19 protein-coding genes are annotated in these 17,734 nt (G+C 64.7%); 10 read left to right on the top strand and 9 right to left on the bottom strand.

The window, feature by feature from the left end; genetic code table 11:
- The 3 genes from AC0KVN_RS23505 to lptF all read right to left on the bottom strand — a co-directional run.
- Positions 1 to 215: transposase (locus tag AC0KVN_RS23505; RefSeq protein WP_483656412.1), on the bottom strand; the 215-nt coding region annotated here is incomplete at its 3' end.
- A 349-nt stretch (positions 216 to 564) separates the two neighbouring features.
- Positions 565 to 1,665, bottom strand: coding sequence for an LPS export ABC transporter permease LptG (lptG, locus tag AC0KVN_RS23500; RefSeq protein ID WP_004211023.1), 1,101 nt, complete (start codon positions 1,663 to 1,665; stop codon positions 565 to 567).
- 4 nt (positions 1,666 to 1,669) lie between these two features.
- On the bottom strand, positions 1,670 to 2,881 hold the full coding sequence (gene lptF, locus AC0KVN_RS23495) for an LPS export ABC transporter permease LptF (protein ID WP_004211025.1): 1,212 nt from the start codon (positions 2,879 to 2,881) through the stop codon (positions 1,670 to 1,672).
- 137 nt (positions 2,882 to 3,018) lie between these two features.
- On the opposite strand from lptF, the gene AC0KVN_RS23490 reads away from it, so the two are divergent.
- Together AC0KVN_RS23490 and AC0KVN_RS23485 are read left to right on the top strand one after the other, a co-directional pair.
- Positions 3,019 to 3,513 (top strand): DUF2141 domain-containing protein, encoded by a 495-nt coding sequence (locus AC0KVN_RS23490; RefSeq protein WP_010337967.1) that lies wholly within the window; start codon positions 3,019 to 3,021, stop codon positions 3,511 to 3,513.
- 7 nt (positions 3,514 to 3,520) lie between these two features.
- Entirely contained in the window at positions 3,521 to 4,486 is a 966-nt protein-coding gene (locus AC0KVN_RS23485) for an acylglycerol kinase family protein (RefSeq protein ID WP_004211028.1), read from the top strand.
- 311 nt (positions 4,487 to 4,797) lie between these two features.
- On the opposite strand, the gene purB is transcribed toward AC0KVN_RS23485, so the two are convergent.
- Positions 4,798 to 6,114, bottom strand: a complete 1,317-nt coding sequence (gene purB, locus AC0KVN_RS23480) for an adenylosuccinate lyase (protein ID WP_048937364.1) — start codon at positions 6,112 to 6,114, stop codon at positions 4,798 to 4,800.
- A gap of 287 nt (positions 6,115 to 6,401) precedes the next feature.
- On the opposite strand from purB, the gene AC0KVN_RS23475 reads away from it, so the two are divergent.
- Complete coding sequence (locus tag AC0KVN_RS23475; RefSeq protein WP_026109251.1) at positions 6,402 to 6,815, top strand: EF-hand domain-containing protein; 414 nt, start codon at positions 6,402 to 6,404, stop codon at positions 6,813 to 6,815.
- A gap of 138 nt (positions 6,816 to 6,953) precedes the next feature.
- On the opposite strand, the gene AC0KVN_RS23470 is transcribed toward AC0KVN_RS23475, so the two are convergent.
- Positions 6,954 to 7,139 (bottom strand): hypothetical protein, encoded by a 186-nt coding sequence (locus tag AC0KVN_RS23470; RefSeq protein WP_004211421.1) that lies wholly within the window; start codon positions 7,137 to 7,139, stop codon positions 6,954 to 6,956.
- Positions 7,140 to 7,362: 223 nt separating this feature from the next.
- Here AC0KVN_RS23470 and AC0KVN_RS23465 point away from each other — a divergent pair, with 223 nt between their 5' ends.
- The 7 genes from AC0KVN_RS23465 (at position 7,363) to pyrF (ending at position 13,517) form a co-directional block, all read left to right on the top strand.
- Entirely contained in the window at positions 7,363 to 8,511 is a 1,149-nt protein-coding gene (locus tag AC0KVN_RS23465) for a fumarylacetoacetate hydrolase family protein (protein WP_435567447.1), read from the top strand.
- On the top strand, positions 8,508 to 9,266 hold the full coding sequence (gene xylB, locus AC0KVN_RS23460) for a D-xylose 1-dehydrogenase (protein ID WP_037507575.1): 759 nt from the start codon (positions 8,508 to 8,510) through the stop codon (positions 9,264 to 9,266). Before AC0KVN_RS23465 ends, xylB begins: the two co-directional genes overlap by 4 nt.
- A gap of 1 nt (position 9,267) precedes the next feature.
- Positions 9,268 to 10,143, top strand: a complete 876-nt coding sequence (locus AC0KVN_RS23455) for an SMP-30/gluconolactonase/LRE family protein (RefSeq protein WP_483656411.1) — start codon at positions 9,268 to 9,270, stop codon at positions 10,141 to 10,143.
- Positions 10,144 to 10,172: 29 nt separating this feature from the next.
- A complete protein-coding gene (locus AC0KVN_RS23450) occupies positions 10,173 to 11,585 on the top strand; it encodes a sugar porter family MFS transporter (protein ID WP_435567440.1) in 1,413 nt (470 codons plus the stop codon).
- Positions 11,582 to 12,439 carry an aldose 1-epimerase gene (locus AC0KVN_RS23445; protein ID WP_483656413.1) on the top strand — a complete coding sequence of 286 codons (858 nt, stop codon included), beginning with the start codon at positions 11,582 to 11,584 and terminating at the stop codon, positions 12,437 to 12,439. The genes AC0KVN_RS23450 and AC0KVN_RS23445 overlap by 4 nt, the downstream gene beginning before the upstream one ends.
- A gap of 68 nt (positions 12,440 to 12,507) precedes the next feature.
- Entirely contained in the window at positions 12,508 to 12,846 is a 339-nt protein-coding gene (locus tag AC0KVN_RS23440) for a lipopolysaccharide assembly protein LapA domain-containing protein (protein WP_010337958.1), read from the top strand.
- The gene (gene pyrF / locus AC0KVN_RS23435; RefSeq protein WP_435567439.1) at positions 12,843 to 13,517 is read left to right on the top strand and encodes an orotidine-5'-phosphate decarboxylase; all 675 of its coding nucleotides are present in this window, start codon (positions 12,843 to 12,845) and stop codon (positions 13,515 to 13,517) included. Before AC0KVN_RS23440 ends, pyrF begins: the two co-directional genes overlap by 4 nt.
- A 57-nt stretch (positions 13,518 to 13,574) precedes the next feature.
- Here pyrF and AC0KVN_RS23430 read toward each other — a convergent pair whose 3' ends face one another.
- The 4 genes from AC0KVN_RS23430 to AC0KVN_RS23415 form a co-directional block, all read right to left on the bottom strand.
- Entirely contained in the window at positions 13,575 to 14,675 is a 1,101-nt protein-coding gene (locus AC0KVN_RS23430; protein ID WP_435567438.1) for a glycoside hydrolase family 43 protein, read from the bottom strand.
- A gap of 205 nt (positions 14,676 to 14,880) precedes the next feature.
- Positions 14,881 to 15,309, bottom strand: coding sequence for an acyl-CoA thioesterase (locus AC0KVN_RS23425; RefSeq protein ID WP_063141064.1), 429 nt, complete (start codon positions 15,307 to 15,309; stop codon positions 14,881 to 14,883).
- Between the two features lie 198 nt (positions 15,310 to 15,507).
- Positions 15,508 to 16,161, bottom strand: coding sequence for an outer membrane protein (locus tag AC0KVN_RS23420; RefSeq protein ID WP_004211411.1), 654 nt, complete (start codon positions 16,159 to 16,161; stop codon positions 15,508 to 15,510).
- A 177-nt stretch (positions 16,162 to 16,338) separates the two neighbouring features.
- On the bottom strand, positions 16,339 to 17,733 hold the full coding sequence (locus tag AC0KVN_RS23415) for an L-serine ammonia-lyase (protein WP_435567437.1): 1,395 nt from the start codon (positions 17,731 to 17,733) through the stop codon (positions 16,339 to 16,341).
- Position 17,734: the final 1 nt, after the last annotated feature.

Genomic DNA, 17,734 nt, shown 5'->3' with positions numbered 1-17,734 from the left:
TCAACCACCGCCGGAACGAAACCCAGCTTCTTGCTGGCCAGGCGCTTGCCCGGAATGCTGTCATGCCGCCACGCATAAAGCTGCTGCGGCAGTAACCCATGCGTCCGTGCGATTTCTGCGATGTTGGCGCCGGGCTCAAAACTCGACGCGATGATCCGCGCCTTGGCCTCGGCCGACCAGCGACGACGCGCCGGTCCCGCTGGAATGACATCCATACGCGAGGGCCGCTGGCCCTCCTGCCTTTCGAAACCTGTTTCGAATGTTCTTACATCATCAGCCACTACGATACCCCTCGGATGAGGGGCAAAACATAGACAGATCAGCAGCTACGAAAATGTGGGGAGGTTTTGGCGCTTACGATCAGGCAAGCATTCTCGCTGCTGCTCACCAATATAACCACACGCCAAGGAAATGCCTCGACTTCAAAACGCCCGCCGAGGCATTCTCTCAATGCCAATCACATGTTGCACTTCAAACGTGAGTCCATATGCCAGCCGTCGCTGGGGTGACGGGATAAGGAACAGTTTCCTGACCATCCCTATTCGTCGATCAGCCAAGGACTCGCTATTCCTCGGTTCTGAACAGCACCGTCTCGCCGAGCAGCAGGAAGAGGAGGAAGGGCGCCCAGGCGGCGAGGATCGGGGGGTAGGCGCCCAGATTGCCCATGGCGAGCGAGAAATTGTCGGCGACGAAATAGGCGAAGCCCAGCGCCATGCCCATCACCGCGCGCAGGAAGAGCTGACCCGAGCGGGCGAGGCCGAAGGCGGCGACGGAGCCGAGGATCGGCATCAGCACGGCCGAGAGCGGCCCGGACAGCTTGTGCCACAGGCTGCCTTCCAGTTCGGCGGTCGGCCGCCCGGCATCGTGCAGGTCGCCGATCGCCGCCTGCAACTCGCTGAAGGTCAGGGCGTCGGGATCGACCTTGGCCAAGGTGAACTGGTCGGGACGGATGTCGCTGCCGAAGCGCACGGTGCCGACATTCTGGAGCGTGCCGCGGGCGACGTCGAACTGGCGCGCACCTTCCAGCACCCAGCTCTTGCTGGCGGCGTCATAATGGCCCTTGGGCGCGGTAATGATGGTGGTGAGGCTGTTGTTGATGCGGTTGAAGATCTCGACCTTGCGCAGCTGCACGTCCTGGCCATGGCCCGCGACGATCGCCGCGGTGACGAGATTATTGCCGTCACGCACCCAGGGATTGGTCTTGATGCCGCTGTCCGCGGGCACCGGGCCGAAGTCGACCGCCTGCCAGGCGCTGAGCATCGCGGTCGAGCGGGCGACGATCCGTTCGTTGAAGGCGTAGCTGAGGACCGAGACGCCGAGTGCGGCGGCGATCAGCGGGGCGAGGATCTGCTGGGCGGAGAGGCCCGCCGCCTTCATCGCGATGATTTCGCTATTCTGGTTGAGCGTCGCCAGCATGATGAGGGTGCCGAGCAGCACCGAGAAGGGCAGGAAGCGGGCCACGATCTGGGGTGCGCGCAGGCCGACATAATGCCAGAGCTGTGCATCGCCATTGCCCGGATAGGCGAGGATGTCGCCCGAATTGCCGAGCAGGTCGAGCATCTGCAGCACGACCACCAGCATCGCCAGCACGGCGAGCGTGCGGGTCAGGAACAGCCGCACCATGTACCAGCTGACCTGGCGCGAGGGGAAGAAATCGAACTGCATGGGGTCAGGCTGCTCCTTGCGCCGGCTCGCCACGCCGCGTCACGAAGCGCAGCAGGCGGCCGATCTGCTTGCCGAGCTTGGCGAAGGCATATTCCAGCGCCGCGATCGGCTGTCCGCCGGGACGGTGGGCGATGACATGATACATCCAGAAGATCAGCCCGGACGCCAGCAGGAACGGCCCCCATAGCGCGATGATCGGATCGATCTTGCCCAGCGAGCCGATGCTTTCGCCATATTGGTTGATCTTGTGATAGGTGACGATGAAGACGATCGAGAGGAACACGCCGAGCGCCGAGGTCGAGCGCTTGGGCGGGATCGCGAAGGCGAGCGCGGCCATCGGCAGCAGCATCATCATCACCACTTCGACCATGCGGAAGTGGAAGTTGGAGCGGACCTCGTTGCGCAGCTTGGTCGGCGTGGCGGGATCACGCCCCATCGAGAAGAGTTCGGGCAGGGTCTTTTCCCGGTCGACGTCGCGGCCGCGGAAATTCTCGATCTGCGGCAGGTCGATCGGCAGATCGTGGCTGGAGAAGGAGAGGATGCGCGGTGTCTTGTATTTGGGTGCATCGTTCACCAGCACGCCGTCGCGCAGGCGGAAGATGATGGTGTCGGGATCGTCGGTGGCGAGGAAGGCGCCCTGGGCAGCCGTGACCGCGACCGACTGGCCATCCTTGCCGACGGCGCGGACGAAGATGCCGCGCAGGTTGCGTCCTTCGTCCAGGCTGCGTTCGATCCGCAGGGTCATGCGCTTGCCCAGGCTGGTGAACTCGCCGACCTTGATCGACGCGCCCAGCGCGCCCGAGCGCAGTTCGAAGCGCAGCGCCTCATAGGCATGGCGGGACAAGGGCTGGACCCAGCCGACAATGCCGAGGTTGAGCAGGGCGAGGGCGAAGGCGAACATGTAGGGGACGCGCAGCAGCCGGCCATAGGAGAGGCCGACGGCGCGCATCACGTCGAGTTCGGACGAGGTGGCAAGCTTGCGGAAGGCGAGCAGGATGCCGAGCATCAGCCCGATCGGAATGCCGAGCGAGAGATATTCGGGCAGCATGTTGGCGAGCATGCGCCACACGACGCTGACGGGGCCGCCTTCGGCCGCGACAAAATCGAACAGGCTCAACATCTTGTCGAGCACCAGCAGCATCGCGGCGATCACCAGCGTGCCAAGCAATGGCAGCGCGATCAGGCGGGCGAGATATCGGTCGATGGCAGTCAGCATTTCTCTATGTCGTCGTCCCATCACCATGTTTTGGCCGCAAACCCCGCCCATATGCGAGTCAGCTAATAAAAGAGTCGCGGGGCGAACAGGGGCTCGCCGTCCGATCACATCGGGCGGCTATAGCTTCCAGGAGTCTGATGGTCATGTTGAAAGTTGCAATGGGTCTGATGCCGGTGGCGGTTCTGTTGGCCGCAACGCCTGCCTTGGCCCATGGTCAGGAAATCACGAACGATCTGTCCCGTTGCGCCGCGTCGGCCAAGGGGCCGGCGGTGCTGGTCGATGTGCGCGGCTTTGCCGAGGCGACCGGCCGCGTGCGCATGCAGTCCTATCACGCCACCAAGGCGAGTTGGCTGACCAAGGGCGAATGGCTGAACCGGATCGACACCGTGGTCCGCCCGTCCGAAGGCGGTATGCGATTCTGCATGCCGATCCCGGAGCCGGGCAAATATGGCATCGCCGTGCGGCATGACCGCGACGGCAATGGCAAGACCGACATTTCGCGGGATGGCGGCGGCTTTTCGAATAATCCGTCGATCAACATCTTCAATCTGGGCAAGCCGTCGGTCGACAAGGCCGCCTTCTATGCTGGACCGGGCGTGACCCGGATCACCATCAACCTCAAATATATGTAAGGTCGTCATGGTTCGCGTCGCGCTCCTGTCCAATCCCAAGTCCACGGGCAACCGGCAGACCCTGCCGCGCGTGCGCAGCTATTGTGCCAACAACCCGGACATCTTCCATTATGAAGTCGAGCATGTCGACCAGATCGGCCGCGCGCTGCAGACGATTGCGCGGGTCGATCCGGCCGTCATCGTCATCAATGGCGGCGACGGGACGGTGCAGGCGGCGCTGACCGAACTCTATCAGGGCGAGCATTTCTGCGGTCGGGTGCCGCCGATCGCGGTGCTGCCCAATGGCAAGACCAACCTGATTGCGCTGGACCTGGGCATCCATGGCGACCCGATCAAGGCGCTGGAGCGGATCGTCGAGATCGCCAAGTCGGGGCTGGGCGACCATGTCGTGCAGCGCGAACTGATCGCGCTGACCGACGGGCAGACGACCCGTCCGGTGCTGGGCATGTTCCTGGGCGGTGCGGGCCTGGCCGATTATATCCTCTATTGCCGGGACAAGATCTATCCGCTGGGCCTGTCCAACGGATTCAGCCATTTCCTGACCGCGCTCGCCGTGCTGGCGTCGCTGGTTTTCGGTATTCGTGCCCGATTCCTGCCACAATCTAGCCACCCGGTCAGCATCTCGCTGATGCGCGAGGGGCAGTTGGCGGGGCGCTTCTCGGTCCTGATCGTGACCACGCTGGAGCGGCTGCTGCTGGGCGTCGATCCGGGTGACAGCCGCCGTGGCAACATGAAGCTGATGGCGGTCGACCAGAGCGTGTCGGCGCTGCTGCGCCTGGTCTGGGCCAGCGTCTTCCGCCGGATGGGCAAGCAGCAGATGCAGGGCATCCATCTGGAGCAGGGCGACACGATCCGCATCGAGGGTGCGCAGAGCAGCGTGATCCTGGACGGCGAAATCTTCCGCGCGTCGGAAGGCAAGCCGATCCTGCTGCGCTCGACCGAACCGGTGCCCTTCCTGCGCCTGGCCGCCTGAGATCGACTGCGCGGCGGGGGCTGTTTCGGCGCCCATGCAATGGTCGGGATGGGGGCGGAAGAATGTATCAACCCGCCGATCCCCGTTAGCGTCATCCTGACGAAAGTCAGGAGCCATTCTGCGCTACGACGGATGGGGATCCCGGATCAAGTCCGGGATGACGACGATGGTGAGGGCACCTCTTGGTCGTCAGCGGTCAAAATCCGTTTTCGTCATGACTTCGCCATGCTCGCAGGGACGAAAAAGGGCGCCGGACCGGGTGGTCGGGCGCCCTTTTCTTTACTGTCGCGCGGCGCTGGCCGTGCGCGGGGTCAGGCTTCGCCGAAGACGCGGGCGAAGATGGTGTCGACCTGGCGGAAGTGATAGTCGAGGTTGAACTTGTCCTCGATTTCCTGCGCGCTCAATGCCTTGGCGACGTCTTCGTCGGCCTTGAGCAGTTCGAGCAGCGAGAGCTGGCCATCGGATTCCCAGACCTTCATCGCGTTGCGCTGGACGTAGCGATAGCTGTCTTCGCGGCTGACGCCGGCCTGGGTCAGGGCCAGCAGCACGCGCTGCGAGTGGACCAGGCCACCCATCTTGTCGAGATTCTTCATCATCCGCTCGGGGTAGACGAGCAGCTTGTCGATCACGCCGGTCAGGCGGCCGAGCGCGAAGTCGAGGGTGATGGTCGCGTCGGGGCCGATATAGCGCTCGACCGAGGAGTGCGAGATGTCACGCTCATGCCAGAGCGCCACATTTTCCATGGCGGGCAGCGCATAGCTGCGCACCATGCGGGCGAGGCCGGTGAGGTTTTCGGTGAGGACCGGGTTGCGCTTGTGCGGCATCGCCGACGAGCCCTTCTGGCCGGGCGAGAAATATTCCTCGGCCTCCAGCACTTCGGTGCGCTGCAGGTGGCGGACCTCGACGGCGAGGCGCTCGATCGAGCTGGCGATGACGCCCAGCGTCGCGAAGAACATGGCGTGGCGATCGCGCGGGATCACCTGGGTCGAGACCGGCTCGATCGCGAGGCCGAGCTTTTGCGCCACATGTTCCTCGACGCGTGGATCGATATTGGCGAAGGTGCCGACCGCGCCCGAGATGGCGCAGGTGGCGACTTCCTCGCGGGCCGCGACCAGGCGGGTCTTACAGCGCGAAAATTCGGCATAGGCTTCGGCCATCTTGAGGCCGAAGGTGACCGGTTCGGCATGGATGCCGTGGCTGCGGCCGATGGTCGGGGTCAGCTTATGCTCGAAGGCGCGACGCTTGATGACGTCGAGCAGCTTGTCGAGATCCTCGATCAGCAGGTCGGCGGCGCGGGTGAGCTGCACGGCCAGGCAGGTGTCGAGCACGTCCGAGCTGGTCATGCCCTGGTGCATGAAGCGGGCTTCGTCGCCCACCTGTTCGGCGACCCAGGTCAGAAAGGCGATGACGTCATGCTTGGTGACGGCCTCGATCGCGTCGATCGCGGGCACGTCGATCGCGGGGTTGGTGGCCCACCAGTCCCACAGCGCCTTGGCGGCCGACGGCGGGACGACGCCCAGTTCGCCCAGCTTCTCGGTCGCGTGCGCCTCGATCTCGAACCAGATCTTGAAGCGGGCTTCCGGCTCCCAGAGGGCGGTCATTGCGGGACGGGAATAGCGGGGGACCATGGGCGAATCCTGCGGCTGGAGGGTGGATATTGCCGCGCCGCCTAGCAGCCCGCGCCCTTTGGGGCAATTGAGGAGGCTCCCCTGCCCCGCGCGCGCCTCATCCGGCCGCAATTATCCAAGCAAAGACAGTCGAACCGAAGCATTTCATAAGTCCAAATGCGTAGATGAACCGATGTTCAGGAACTTTTCCTAGTCTTCATGTATTATGTGATGGCAATTAAGGCATGAAGCCAAAGCAGGCGCCCAATGCAGGCCCTGCGCGTTTCAATGATATAAAGGATGTCGCCATGATCCGCACCTTGCTTCTGACGAGCGCCATGCTGGTCGCAGCGCCCGCATTGGCGCAGCAAGCCGCGCCGGCCGATCCGGCAGCGCAGGCCGCACAGCCGGCCGCGCCCGCGAGCCCGGCCGAACCGCAGGCGGCGCAGCCGGCAAACCCGGCCAATTCGGTCGCCGCGATCGTCGAGTCGGAATTCCCGGCCTATGACACGAACAAGGATGGACAGCTGGATCAGGGCGAGTTTTCGCGCTGGATGGTGGCCCTCAAGGATCAGGAGATGAAGGCCACCGGCAAGACGCTGCCGCCGGCCGAAGTCACCGCCTGGGCTAGCGGCGCCTTCACCACTGCCGATGCCGACAAGAGCATATCGGTCAGCAAGCCCGAACTGATCAGCTATCTGAGCGGCAGCGCGGGCGCATAAATATTTCCCTTCCCGTCACGAAGGCAGGGAAAATACAGAACCCCAAGCGGGTCGCACCGGGGCGGCATGTCACAGAACATGCCGCCTCCTTTTTTTGATGGCGGATGGCCGCGGGGCCGGGAAGAGGCCCCGACGGGTTCAGCGACGCTTCTTGGTATAGAGCAGGGCAGCGACGATCGCGGCCGAGCCGATGCCCACGGCAGTACCCATCCACACGGCCTTTCCAGCGGACTTGCGCGCCGCATCGGCGAGATCGGGGGCATTATCCTCTGGCTGGAGGGCTTCTGCGCCGGCGTCCGGCACGCTCTCTTGGTTCTTCTTCATAGTCCCCCTTCTATGCCGCAGCCCGGCGGGACTGAAAAGGGCTGACGTAGCGGCAAGGCCGGAAATTCGCCGTGCCATGCGCACGCCATGACGCCTGCCCCGCGGCCAGCAAAGCCCCGACGCCCCGCCGCTGCGAGCGATTTTCATCAGGGGGTCTTGACTTGCACCGCCCTTCCATGTTGGTAGCGCTATCAATCAACAACCAGGTGCATAGGAGAAGATGATGCCGGGGGATACCGCCTTGCTTGACTGTCTGCCGCATGACTGGCGGACCGGGCTTTTCCTGGGCCGCATCCAGACGAACGCGGGCCCGAGCCCGATCCTGGTGTCGCAGGGCATCGTTTACGACATGAGCGCGATCGCGCCGACCAGCGCCCAGCTGGTCGAGAAGCTGCCCTTCGTCGCCGCCACCGATGGCGAGAAAATCGGCGATCTGGACGCGATCGAAGCGGCCCTGCTGAGCCCGGTCGACCTGCAATGCGTCAAGGCATGCGGCGTGACCTTTGCCCTGTCGGCGCTGGAGCGCGTGATCGAGGAACGGGCGCGCGGCGATGCCGGCGCTGCCGCCGAAATCCGTGGTCGCCTGGAAGAGCGGGTGGGCGGATCGATCCGCTCCGTGGTGCCGGGCACCGAGGAAGCCGCCGCGCTCAAGGCCGCGTTGATCGAGGACGGCCTGTGGTCGCAATATCTGGAAGTCGCCATCGGCCCGGACGCGGAAGTGTTCACCAAGGCGCCGGTGCTGGCGACGGTCGGCCCGATGGCGGAAATCGGCATCCGGTCCGATTCCACCTGGAACAATCCCGAGCCAGAGGTCGTGCTGCTGGTCAATGCCGATGGCCAGGCCGTGGGCGCGACGCTGGGCAATGACGTCAACCTGCGCGATTTCGAAGGGCGCTCCGCCCTGCTGCTGGGCAAGGCGAAGGACAATAATGCGTCCTGCTCGCTCGGCCCGCTCGTCCGCCTGTTCGACGGCGATTTCACCATCGACGATGTGCGCAATGCCGAAGTCGGCCTGACCATCGAGGGGCCGGAAGGCTATATGCTCGAAGGCACGAGCCGGATGGACCAGATCAGCCGTGATCCGCTGGAACTGGTGCGCCAGACCCTGTCGGAACATCAATATCCCGATGGCTTCGCCCTGTTCCTGGGCACGCTGTTCGCGCCCGTGCAGGACCGTGACGAGGAAGGCCGCGGCTTTACGCACAAGGTCGGTGACATCGTTGCCATCTCCACCCCGCGCCTGGGCAAGCTGATCAACCCGGTGGTGACGTCGAAGGACGCCGCACCCTGGACCTTCGGCCTGACCGCGCTGATGACCAATCTTGCCGGGCGCGGTCTGCTCTCGGCCATCGACCAGAAAGAAACTGCATGAGCCGCGCCATCTACCCGAGCCTGAAGGGCAAGCGGGTCTTCATCAGCGGCGGCGGCAGCGGTATCGGCGAAGGGCTGGTCGAAGCCTATGCGATGCAGGGCGCGCATGTCGCCTTCTGCGACATCGCCATCCCCGAGAGCGAGGCGCTGGCCGCACGGCTGAGCGGCTGTGCCTTCACCCCGATCTTCCACGCCTGCGACCTGCGCGACATCGACGCGCTGCAGGCGATGATGGCGCGGGTCGAGGCGGAACTGGGCGGGATCGATATCCTGATCAACAACGCCGCCAATGACGATCGCCATGCGATCGAGGATGTGACCCAGGCCTATTGGGACGAGCGGATGGCGGTCAATCTGCGCCACCAGTTCTTCGCGGCGCAGGCGGCGATCCCGGCGATGAAGCGCGCGGGCGGCGGCGTGATCCTGAACTTCGGCTCGATCAGCTGGCACCTGGCCCTGCCCGACCTCATCCTCTACCAGACCGCCAAGGCGGCGATCGAGGGGCTGACGCGCAGCCTGGCCCGCGACCTTGGCCGCGACAATATCCGCGTCAACACTATCATTCCGGGCAATGTGAAGACGCTGCGCCAGGAAAAATGGTACACACCCGAAGGCGAGGCCGAGATCGTCGCGGCCCAGTGCCTGGACGGCCGCATCCTGCCGGTCGACGTGGCCGCGCTGGCCATGTTCCTGTCGTCGGACGATGCGCGCTATTGCACCGGCCATGACTATTTCATCGACGCCGGCTGGCGCTGAGATGAGCGACGCCGCACCGCGCAGCGTCCTGTCGGTCGGGGCGATACTCGGCGAAGGGCCGATCTGGGTCGAACGCGAGGCGGCCTTGTGGTTCGTCGACATCAAGGGCCATGCGATCCACCGCTTCGACCCGGCGCTGGACGTGTCCAAGAGCTGGACCACGCCGGGCCAGGTCGGCTGGATCGTGCCGACCGACGACGGCCTGTTCGCGGTCGGCCTGCAATCGGGCGTGCATCGCTTCGATCCCAGGAGCGGCACCTTCACCCTGCTCCACGCGCCCGAGGCGCATCGGCCGGGCAACCGGCTGAACGACGCCACGGTGGCGCCCGGCGGTGCCCTGTGGTTCGGGTCGATGGACGATGCCGAGGCAGAGGAAAGCGGCCGTTTCTATCGCCTGCATCGCGGCGATCTGGTCGAAAGCGGGCTGGCCGCCGTGTCGATCACCAACGGCCCTGCCCTCTCGCCCGACGGGCGCATCCTTTATCATACCGACACGCTGGGCCGCGCCATCTGGCAATGCCCGGTCGATGCCGATGGCGTCGCCGGCGCCGCCACCCTGTTCACGCGGATCGAGGATGGCGCGGGCTATCCCGACGGCCCCACGGTCGATGCCGAAGGCTGTCTGTGGACCGGGCTGTTCGGCGGATGGGCGGTGCGCCGCTATGACCCGGCCGGGCGGCTGATGCGGGAAATCCGCTTCCCCGTCGCCAACATCACCAAGATCGCCTTTGGCGGCCCGGACCTGATGACGGCCTATGCCACGACGGCGCGCAAGGGACTGGATGTGACAGCGTTGACAGAACAGCCCCTTGCGGGCGATCTGTTCGCCTTCGACGCCGGCGTCGCGGGGCTGCCGGGCCATGTCGCCACGATATAGAAGAAATAGAGAGCTGGAAGGACAAGCAGATGAGTGAGGGGAGCGCCGGGAAGATCAACATGGCCTTCATCGCAGCGATCGTGGCCGTCGCCACGATCGGCGGTTTCATGTTCGGTTATGATTCGGGCGTCATCAACGGCACCCAGAAGGGGCTGGAAGCCGCCTTCGACCTAGGCAAGCTAGGCATCGGCGTCAATGTCGGCGCGATCCTGGTCGGTTCGTCGATCGGCGCGTTCGGCGCGGGCCGCATGGCCGACATCATCGGCCGTCGCGGCGTGATGATGCTGGCGGCGATCCTGTTTCTGGTGAGCGCACTGCTGGCCGGTGCCGCCGGTTCCTCCGCCATCTTCATCATCGCCCGCATCATCGGCGGCCTGGGCGTCGGCGCCGCGAGCGTCATCTCGCCGGTCTATATTTCCGAAGTCACCCCCGCCTCGATCCGCGGCCGGCTGTCGAGCGTGCAGCAGGTGATGATCATTTCCGGCCTCACCGGCGCCTTCGTCGCCAATTTCGTGCTGGCCCGCTATGCCGGCGGTTCGACCGCGCCCTTGTGGCTCGACTTCCCGGCCTGGCGCTGGATGTTCTGGCTGCAGGCGATCCCGGCCGCCATCTATTTCCTGGCGCTGCTGGTGATCCCGGAAAGCCCCCGCTATCTGGTCGCGCGCGGCCAGGACGAACGCGCCCGCGCGGTCCTGACCAAGCTGTTCGGCGCCGAGGAAGCCAATCGCAAGGTCGGCGAGATCCGCGCCAGCCTGGCCGCCGATCATCACCGCCCCAAGCTGAGCGACCTGATCGACAAGGCCAGCGGCAAGGTGCGCCCGATCGTCTGGGCCGGCATTGGTCTGGCCGTGTTCCAGCAGCTGGTCGGCATCAACGTCGTCTTCTATTATGGCGCCACCCTGTGGGAAGCCGTCGGCTTTTCCGAGGATAATGCGCTGCAGATCAACATCCTGTCCGGCGTGCTGTCGATCGGCGCGTGCCTGGGCACGATCATGCTGGTCGACAAGATCGGCCGCAAGCCGCTGCTGCTGATCGGGTCTGCCGGCATGGCGGTGACGCTGGCGATCGTCGCCTATGCCTTCTCCACCGCCGTCACCGGCGCGGATGGCGGCGTGGTGCTGCCGGGCCATAATGGCCTGATGGCGCTGATCGCGGCGAACCTCTACGTGATCTTCTTCAACCTGAGCTGGGGTCCGATCATGTGGGTGATGCTGGGCGAGATGTTCCCCAACCAGATCCGTGGTTCGGGCCTGGCCGTCGCCGGCTTTGCCCAGTGGATCGCCAATGCCGCGATCTCGGTCAGCTTCCCCTCGCTCGCCGTGTCGCCGGGCCTGGTCGTGACCTATACCGGCTATGCCCTGTTTGCCGCCATTTCCTTCTTCTTCGTGCGCGCCATGGTCCATGAGACCAAGGGCCGCGAGCTTGAGGACATGGTCGGCTGAGCAAGATCGTCACCCTGAAGGCGGGCGCGCTCAGTTGCGCGCTCGCCCCGGATGTCGGCGGATCGATCCTGTCCTTCGATCGCGACGGCGTGGCCCTGCTGCGCCGCGCGCCGCAGGACAGCCATGATCCGCTGGACATGGCCAGCTTCCCGCTGGTGCCCTATGCCAACCGCATCGCCCATGGGCGCTATAGCGTGGACGGGCAAAGCTATCAGTTGCCGCTCAATTTCGGCGATCATCCCCACAGCATCCATGGCTTTGGCTGGCAGCGGCCCTGGCAGGTGCTGGAACAGTCGGGCCATGACGTCAGGCTGGAACAGACACATCAGGGCGATGCTGGCTGGCCCTGGGCCTGGCGCGCACAGCAGCATGTGCGGCTGAGCGAGGATGCGCTGGAGGTCACGCTGCTGGTGCAGAATCTGGGCGACAGCCCGATGCCCTGCGGCCTTGGCTTCCACCCCTATTTCGCGCTGGACGGCGACACGATGCTGCGCTTCCACGCCGACACGCTCTGGCTCTCCTCCCCCGACATGCTGCCCGAACGGGAAGTGCCGGCCGATGCGCTGAGCGACTGGTCGCAGGGTGCGCGCGTGACCGGCGACAGCCTGATCGACAATGTCCATGGCGGCTGGGATCATGTGGCGGTGGTCGATCGCGGCGACGGCATCCGCCTGACGCTGACGGTTGAGGGCGCGGACTGGCTGCATGTCTTCCGCCCGCCCGCCGGCGACTTCTTCTGCCTGGAGCCGGTCAGCCATATGCCGGACGCGATCAACGGGCCTGAAGGCATGGCGATGCTGCCCCCCGGCACCACGCAAAGTCTGTCGATGATGGTCGCCGTCCGCGAAATCTGAACAGGCGCTTTCGCCTTTCGCCAAAATCGCCTAGGCTGACCGCCCTATCAGCAGCGAGAGGATCGCCGATGCAATTTCTGCGGACTGCCTTCTGGGTCGTCATCGCCGTCGCCCTCGCCTTCTTCTGCATGGCGAACTATGTCCCCGTGACCGTGCGCCTGTGGGGCGACATGGTGATGGAAACCAAATTGCCGGTGCTTCTGATCGGCGCATTCCTGCTGGGCGCCATGCCCTTCTGGATCATGGCCCGCGCGACGCGCTGGCGCATGAAGCGCCGCCTGGAGAGCACCGAGCGTGCGCTGGTCGCCGCAACCGCTTCCGCCGCGCCGGCGACGCCTGCGACGGTGACAACCCCGATCTTGCCCGACGCCACGCCGTCGCCCCTTACCCCTACAGGACAAGCATGAGCAGCCCGATCTATGTCGCCATCGACACGCCCGACCTTGCCAAGGCCCAGCATCTGGCCGGGCAGGTCCGCAACCATGTCGGCGGGCTGAAGCTGGGGCTGGAGTTCTTCTGCGCCAATGGTCATCATGGCGTGCATGAGATGATGAAGTTCGGCCTGCCGATCTTCCTCGACCTCAAGCTGCACGACATTCCCAATACCGTGGCCAAGGCGGTGCAGGCGCTGCACGGGCTGGAGCCGGCGGTGCTGACGGTCCATGCGGCCGGCGGCCGGGCGATGCTGGAGGATGCGAAAGCGGCGGCCGGCACCAAGACCAAGGTGGTGGCGGTGACGGTGCTCACCAGCCTCGACAATGGCGACCTTAATGACATCGGCATCAATGGCGCGGCCGAGGAGCAGGTGACGCGGCTCGCCGAACTGGCGCGCGACGCGGGCCTGGACGGCATCGTCTGTTCCGGCGAGGAAGTCGCGCTGGTCAAGAAGATCTGGCCCGACGGCTATTTCGTCGTGCCCGGCGTGCGCCCGGCGGGCGGCGCGATGGGCGACCAGAAGCGCGCCGTGACCCCGCGCGAGGCGCTGGACCGGGGCGCGTCGATGCTGGTGATCGGTCGCCCGATCAGCCAGGCCGAAGATCCCGATCAGGCGGCGCGCGCGATCGAAGCGACGCTGTAGGGATGGTGGATCGCATCGGTGGCGTTCAGCCGATCCGGTACGATCCTCCCCTGCCCCTTATTTCTGGAAGAACGTCTTCAGCCGCTCCGCTTCCGCCGGGGTGATCGGGATGACGGCGCCGTGCTTGGGCTGGGTGAAGTTGGTCGCCTTCATCGGCGATCCCGGTGCGTTGAAATGGCCGATGTCGCGAAAATGGACGAAATCCTCCGTCTCGGAAAAACCCATATTGTTGACCGGCTTGGCGCCGAACACATCATACATCAGCACATAGGTGTCGGTGCCGTGGCGCCGCCACAGGTTGGGCGCTTCGGTGCCGACCGTTTCCGGATCGATCTTGGCCGGATCGAAGACATAGCCGCCATCCATGCGCGATGAGGTCGCCTGACGCAGATGGCCGGGCTTGTCATGCGCGACATAGAAGAGGCGGTAGCGGTCGCCAACCTTGGTGATGTCGCCGTCGATCGTGCCGATGCCGGGCTTGGGATAGGTGAACAGGTCGCGCGGTTCGCTGGTCAGCGTGGTGAAGGCGTCGTCCGCATAGGCATAGACCATATGGTCGGTCTCCTTGCCGTTGCGGGTGCTGAAATAGACCATGATCTTGCGCTTGTCGGGATCATAGATCATTTCCGGCGCCCAGGCGGTGCCGGCATTGGCGGTCGACTTGAACAGCTGATCTATGGTCACGGACGCGAGCGTCCAATGGGTGAGATCATAGGATTTCATGAAGAGCATCGAGCGGTTATTGCCCCAGCCATAGCTGTCGGTCGGCCGCTGCCAGTCGGTATCGCGCAGCCCTTCGCGCTTGGCAAAAATATGCAGGTCGGTCATGGCGAGGTAGAAGGCATTGTCCGGACCGCGCATGATATAGGGATCGCGGATGCCCTTCTGTTCGGCGACGTTGCGGCCATTGAGGACCGGCGCACCATCATTGACGTCGGTGAAGCTGTAGCCGTCCGCCGAGGTCGCAAAATGCAGCGAGTGGGTCTCGTCCTTGAAATAGACGAGGAGGTAGGACGTCCGGGCGCTGGCCTCGTCCTTCGCTTCCGGCTTGGCCTTGGCGATGCGCTTGACGATATCGAGCTGGCGCGGCGGCGTGGCGGGGGCCGCGATCGCCATGGTCGCGCTGCCCAGCAGCAGGCCAAACCCCAGATATGTCATTCCCGACTGCCACCGCATCAACGCCCTCTCCCTCATTCATCGGGCGAGCGCATGATGATCGACAGACGCGCTTCGCCGACAGGACCGCAGCGGACGGCGCGCTTCGCCGCCCGTCACCGGCCCTTTATTTGTCGGACTAATGCAAACATCCGGGCATGGGTCAAGCGCGTTCCCACGCTGCAACCCTGCCATTCACATAATGGGATCAGTCGGCACTGGCGCCGCTGTCGTCGGGCGCGAAGAAATGCTGCATCACTTCGCGGGCGATGCGGGCCGGACGCAGAGTGGAGGCATCGACGCAGCACCAGCTCGACTTGACCTCGGCCAGCACTTCCTCGCCACGGCGGATGACGGTTTCGTAGAAGGCACGGGCGCCCTGCACCTTTTCGAGGAGGACGGTGGCGATCACCTCATCATCCAGGAAGGTGGGCTTGCGATAGGTGATCTCATGCTTGAGCGCGACCCAGAGATGCTGGGCCACCGCCTCGGCCGGGGCGAGCGCGCGCCAATGGTCGAGCACGGCATCCTGCACCCACTTCAGATAGCTGGCATTGTTGACATGACCCATGAAGTCGATGTCGTCGGGCTGGATGCCAACCGGGTACAGGTGGGGAATCGCGTTACTCACAACCATGTAAGTAACATCCCCGCAGGGCGGCTGATAGAGGCTATGGGCGGATGCTGCAAAAAAGGGGCCGATCGGTGACCGGCCCCCTGTTTTCTGTATCGAACGCCCCCTGCCCCGTTCGTTTCGAGCTTGTCGAGAAACGCCTGTGCATCGCACTTCTCGACTTCGCTCGAAGCGAACGGATGGGGAGGATGTTCTGACGTCTTAGAAGCGCCAGCCGACCGAGGCGACGACCTGATGGCGGTCGGTGTCGACGTCGAATTCGCTGCTGGTCGAGCCATCCATGAAGTCGATATGGGCGCTGTCATATTTGGAGTAGCGATATTCGATCTTGGCGAAGGTGTTGGCGTTGAGCGCCCGCTCCACGCCGCCGCCGACGCGCCAGCCGTCGAGCTTGAACGAGGTGTCGGTGACCTGATTGGTGTCGCCGGCCAGCACGCCCAGCTTGGTGTTGGTGTAGCCGCCCTTCACATAGATGAGGGTCGAGGGATCGGCGAGGATACCGGCACGGGCACCGATATAGAGATCGCGGCCCTGCTTGACGCGGCCATAGCCGAACTGGTCGGTGAAGTCGTTGCGGCTGCTCTTGGCGGTGGAGTCGGTGAACTCGCCCTCGACGCCGACGACGGCGCCGCCGACATTCACGTCATAACCCGCGCCGACACCATAGAGCAGGCCGTCGATCTTCTGATCGTCGCTGCCATTGTCATTGTCGATCGAGCTGCCGGCCCCGGTATGGTCATAGCCCAGGATTGCTTCGACACGCGGGCCGGTGAAGGTCGGGGTGGCATCCTGTGCGAGCGCCGGCGCGGCGACTGCACCACCGGCCAGCAAAGTGGCGACCATCAACTTACGCATAAACATCACTCCGTTGTCTTTCTCTTCCCCTTGGGGGTGAGACGCTCAAGCCGGAGCGGTCATATTTGTTTCATGAACCTCAGATAAACAGCTGATAATGTGGCATTAATGCCACGAAAGCCGCTCAGTTCGGCGCGTTCCCGTGGGCCGGGAGCGACGAAATGAGGCGGCCTTCCTTCAGCATTCCACGACATTGACGGCCAGGCCGCCAAGCGATGTCTCCTTGTAGCGGCTGGCCATATCCTCACCGGTCTGGCGCATCGTCTCAATCACTGCGTCGAGGCTGACGATATGGCGGCCATCACCCTGGAGGGCGAGATAGGCGGCGTTGATCGCCTTCACCGCGCCCATGGTGTTGCGTTCGATGCAGGGGATCTGGACGAGGCCGCCGATCGGATCGCAGGTGAGGCCCAGATTATGTTCCATGCCGATCTCGGCTGCATTTTCGACCTGGCTGTTGGTGCCGCCCAGCACGGCGGCGAGGCCCGCCGCCGCCATCGAGCAGGCGACGCCGACTTCGCCCTGGCAGCCCATTTCGGCGGCCGAGATAGAGGCGCGCTTCTTGTAGAGGAAGCCCATGGCGGCGGTGGTAAGGAGGAAGCGGCGCTCCCCTTCCCGATCGGCGCCGGGGACGAAGCGGCGATAATAATGAAGCACCGCCGGGATCACGCCGGCCGCGCCGTTGGTGGGTGCGGTGACGACCCGGCCGCCGGCGGCATTTTCCTCATTCACCGCCAGCGCGAACAGGCTGACCCATTCGAAGATCTGGGCGGGGCCGACGCTGGCGCCCTGCAACCGCAGCTTGTTATGGATCGCCTTGGCCCGGCGGCGCACCTTGAGCCCGCCGGGCAGCAGGCCCTCTTCTTTCAGGCCGCGATCGATCGAGGCGGACATGGCGTCGATCACGCTGTCGAGGAAGGCCTCGGTCTCTCCCTGGGCGCGCCAGGCGCCCTCGTTGCGGAGAACCAGCGTGGCGATGCTGAGGCCGGTCGCCTCCCCCTGAGCCAGCAGTTCGGCGCCGGACGAGAAAGGAAAGGGCTGGACGACATTATGGCCGAGCGGAATATCCGGATCGGCGGGAATGGCGCCAGGCAGCACCGCGCCGCCGCCGATCGAATAATAATCGCGCACCAGCGGATCGTCCCGGCCCGGCAACCAGGCGGTGAAGCGCATGCCGTTGCTGTGCGCCTCCAGAAATTCGCCCATGCGGAAGACCAGGTCGCGCGCTTCCTCGAACGGCACCCAGTCGAGATGGGTGCTGCCGGCGCGAATGCGGCCATCGTCGCGGATCGCCTGAAGAATGGCGGGGATGGCATCGGGATCGACATTTTCGGGGCTGTGACCCGACAGGCCGAGCAGGATCGCGCTGTCGGTGGCATGGCCCCGGCCGGTCAGCGCCAGCGAGCCATAAAGTTCGCACTGCACCCGCACCGGACAGGTCGGCAGCGTATCCATGAACATCAGCGCGGCGCGCATCGGCCCGACCGTGTGCGAGCTGGACGGGCCGATGCCGATGGTGAACAGATCCATCACGCTGATCGCGGCGGCGCTGTCGATGCGCGATTTGGTCACG

It is taken from the genome of Sphingobium sp. SG1 (genome assembly GCF_057063145.1).
Note: the sequence above shows the minus strand (reverse complement) of the source record. Positions and strands in the feature narration are given on the sequence as shown.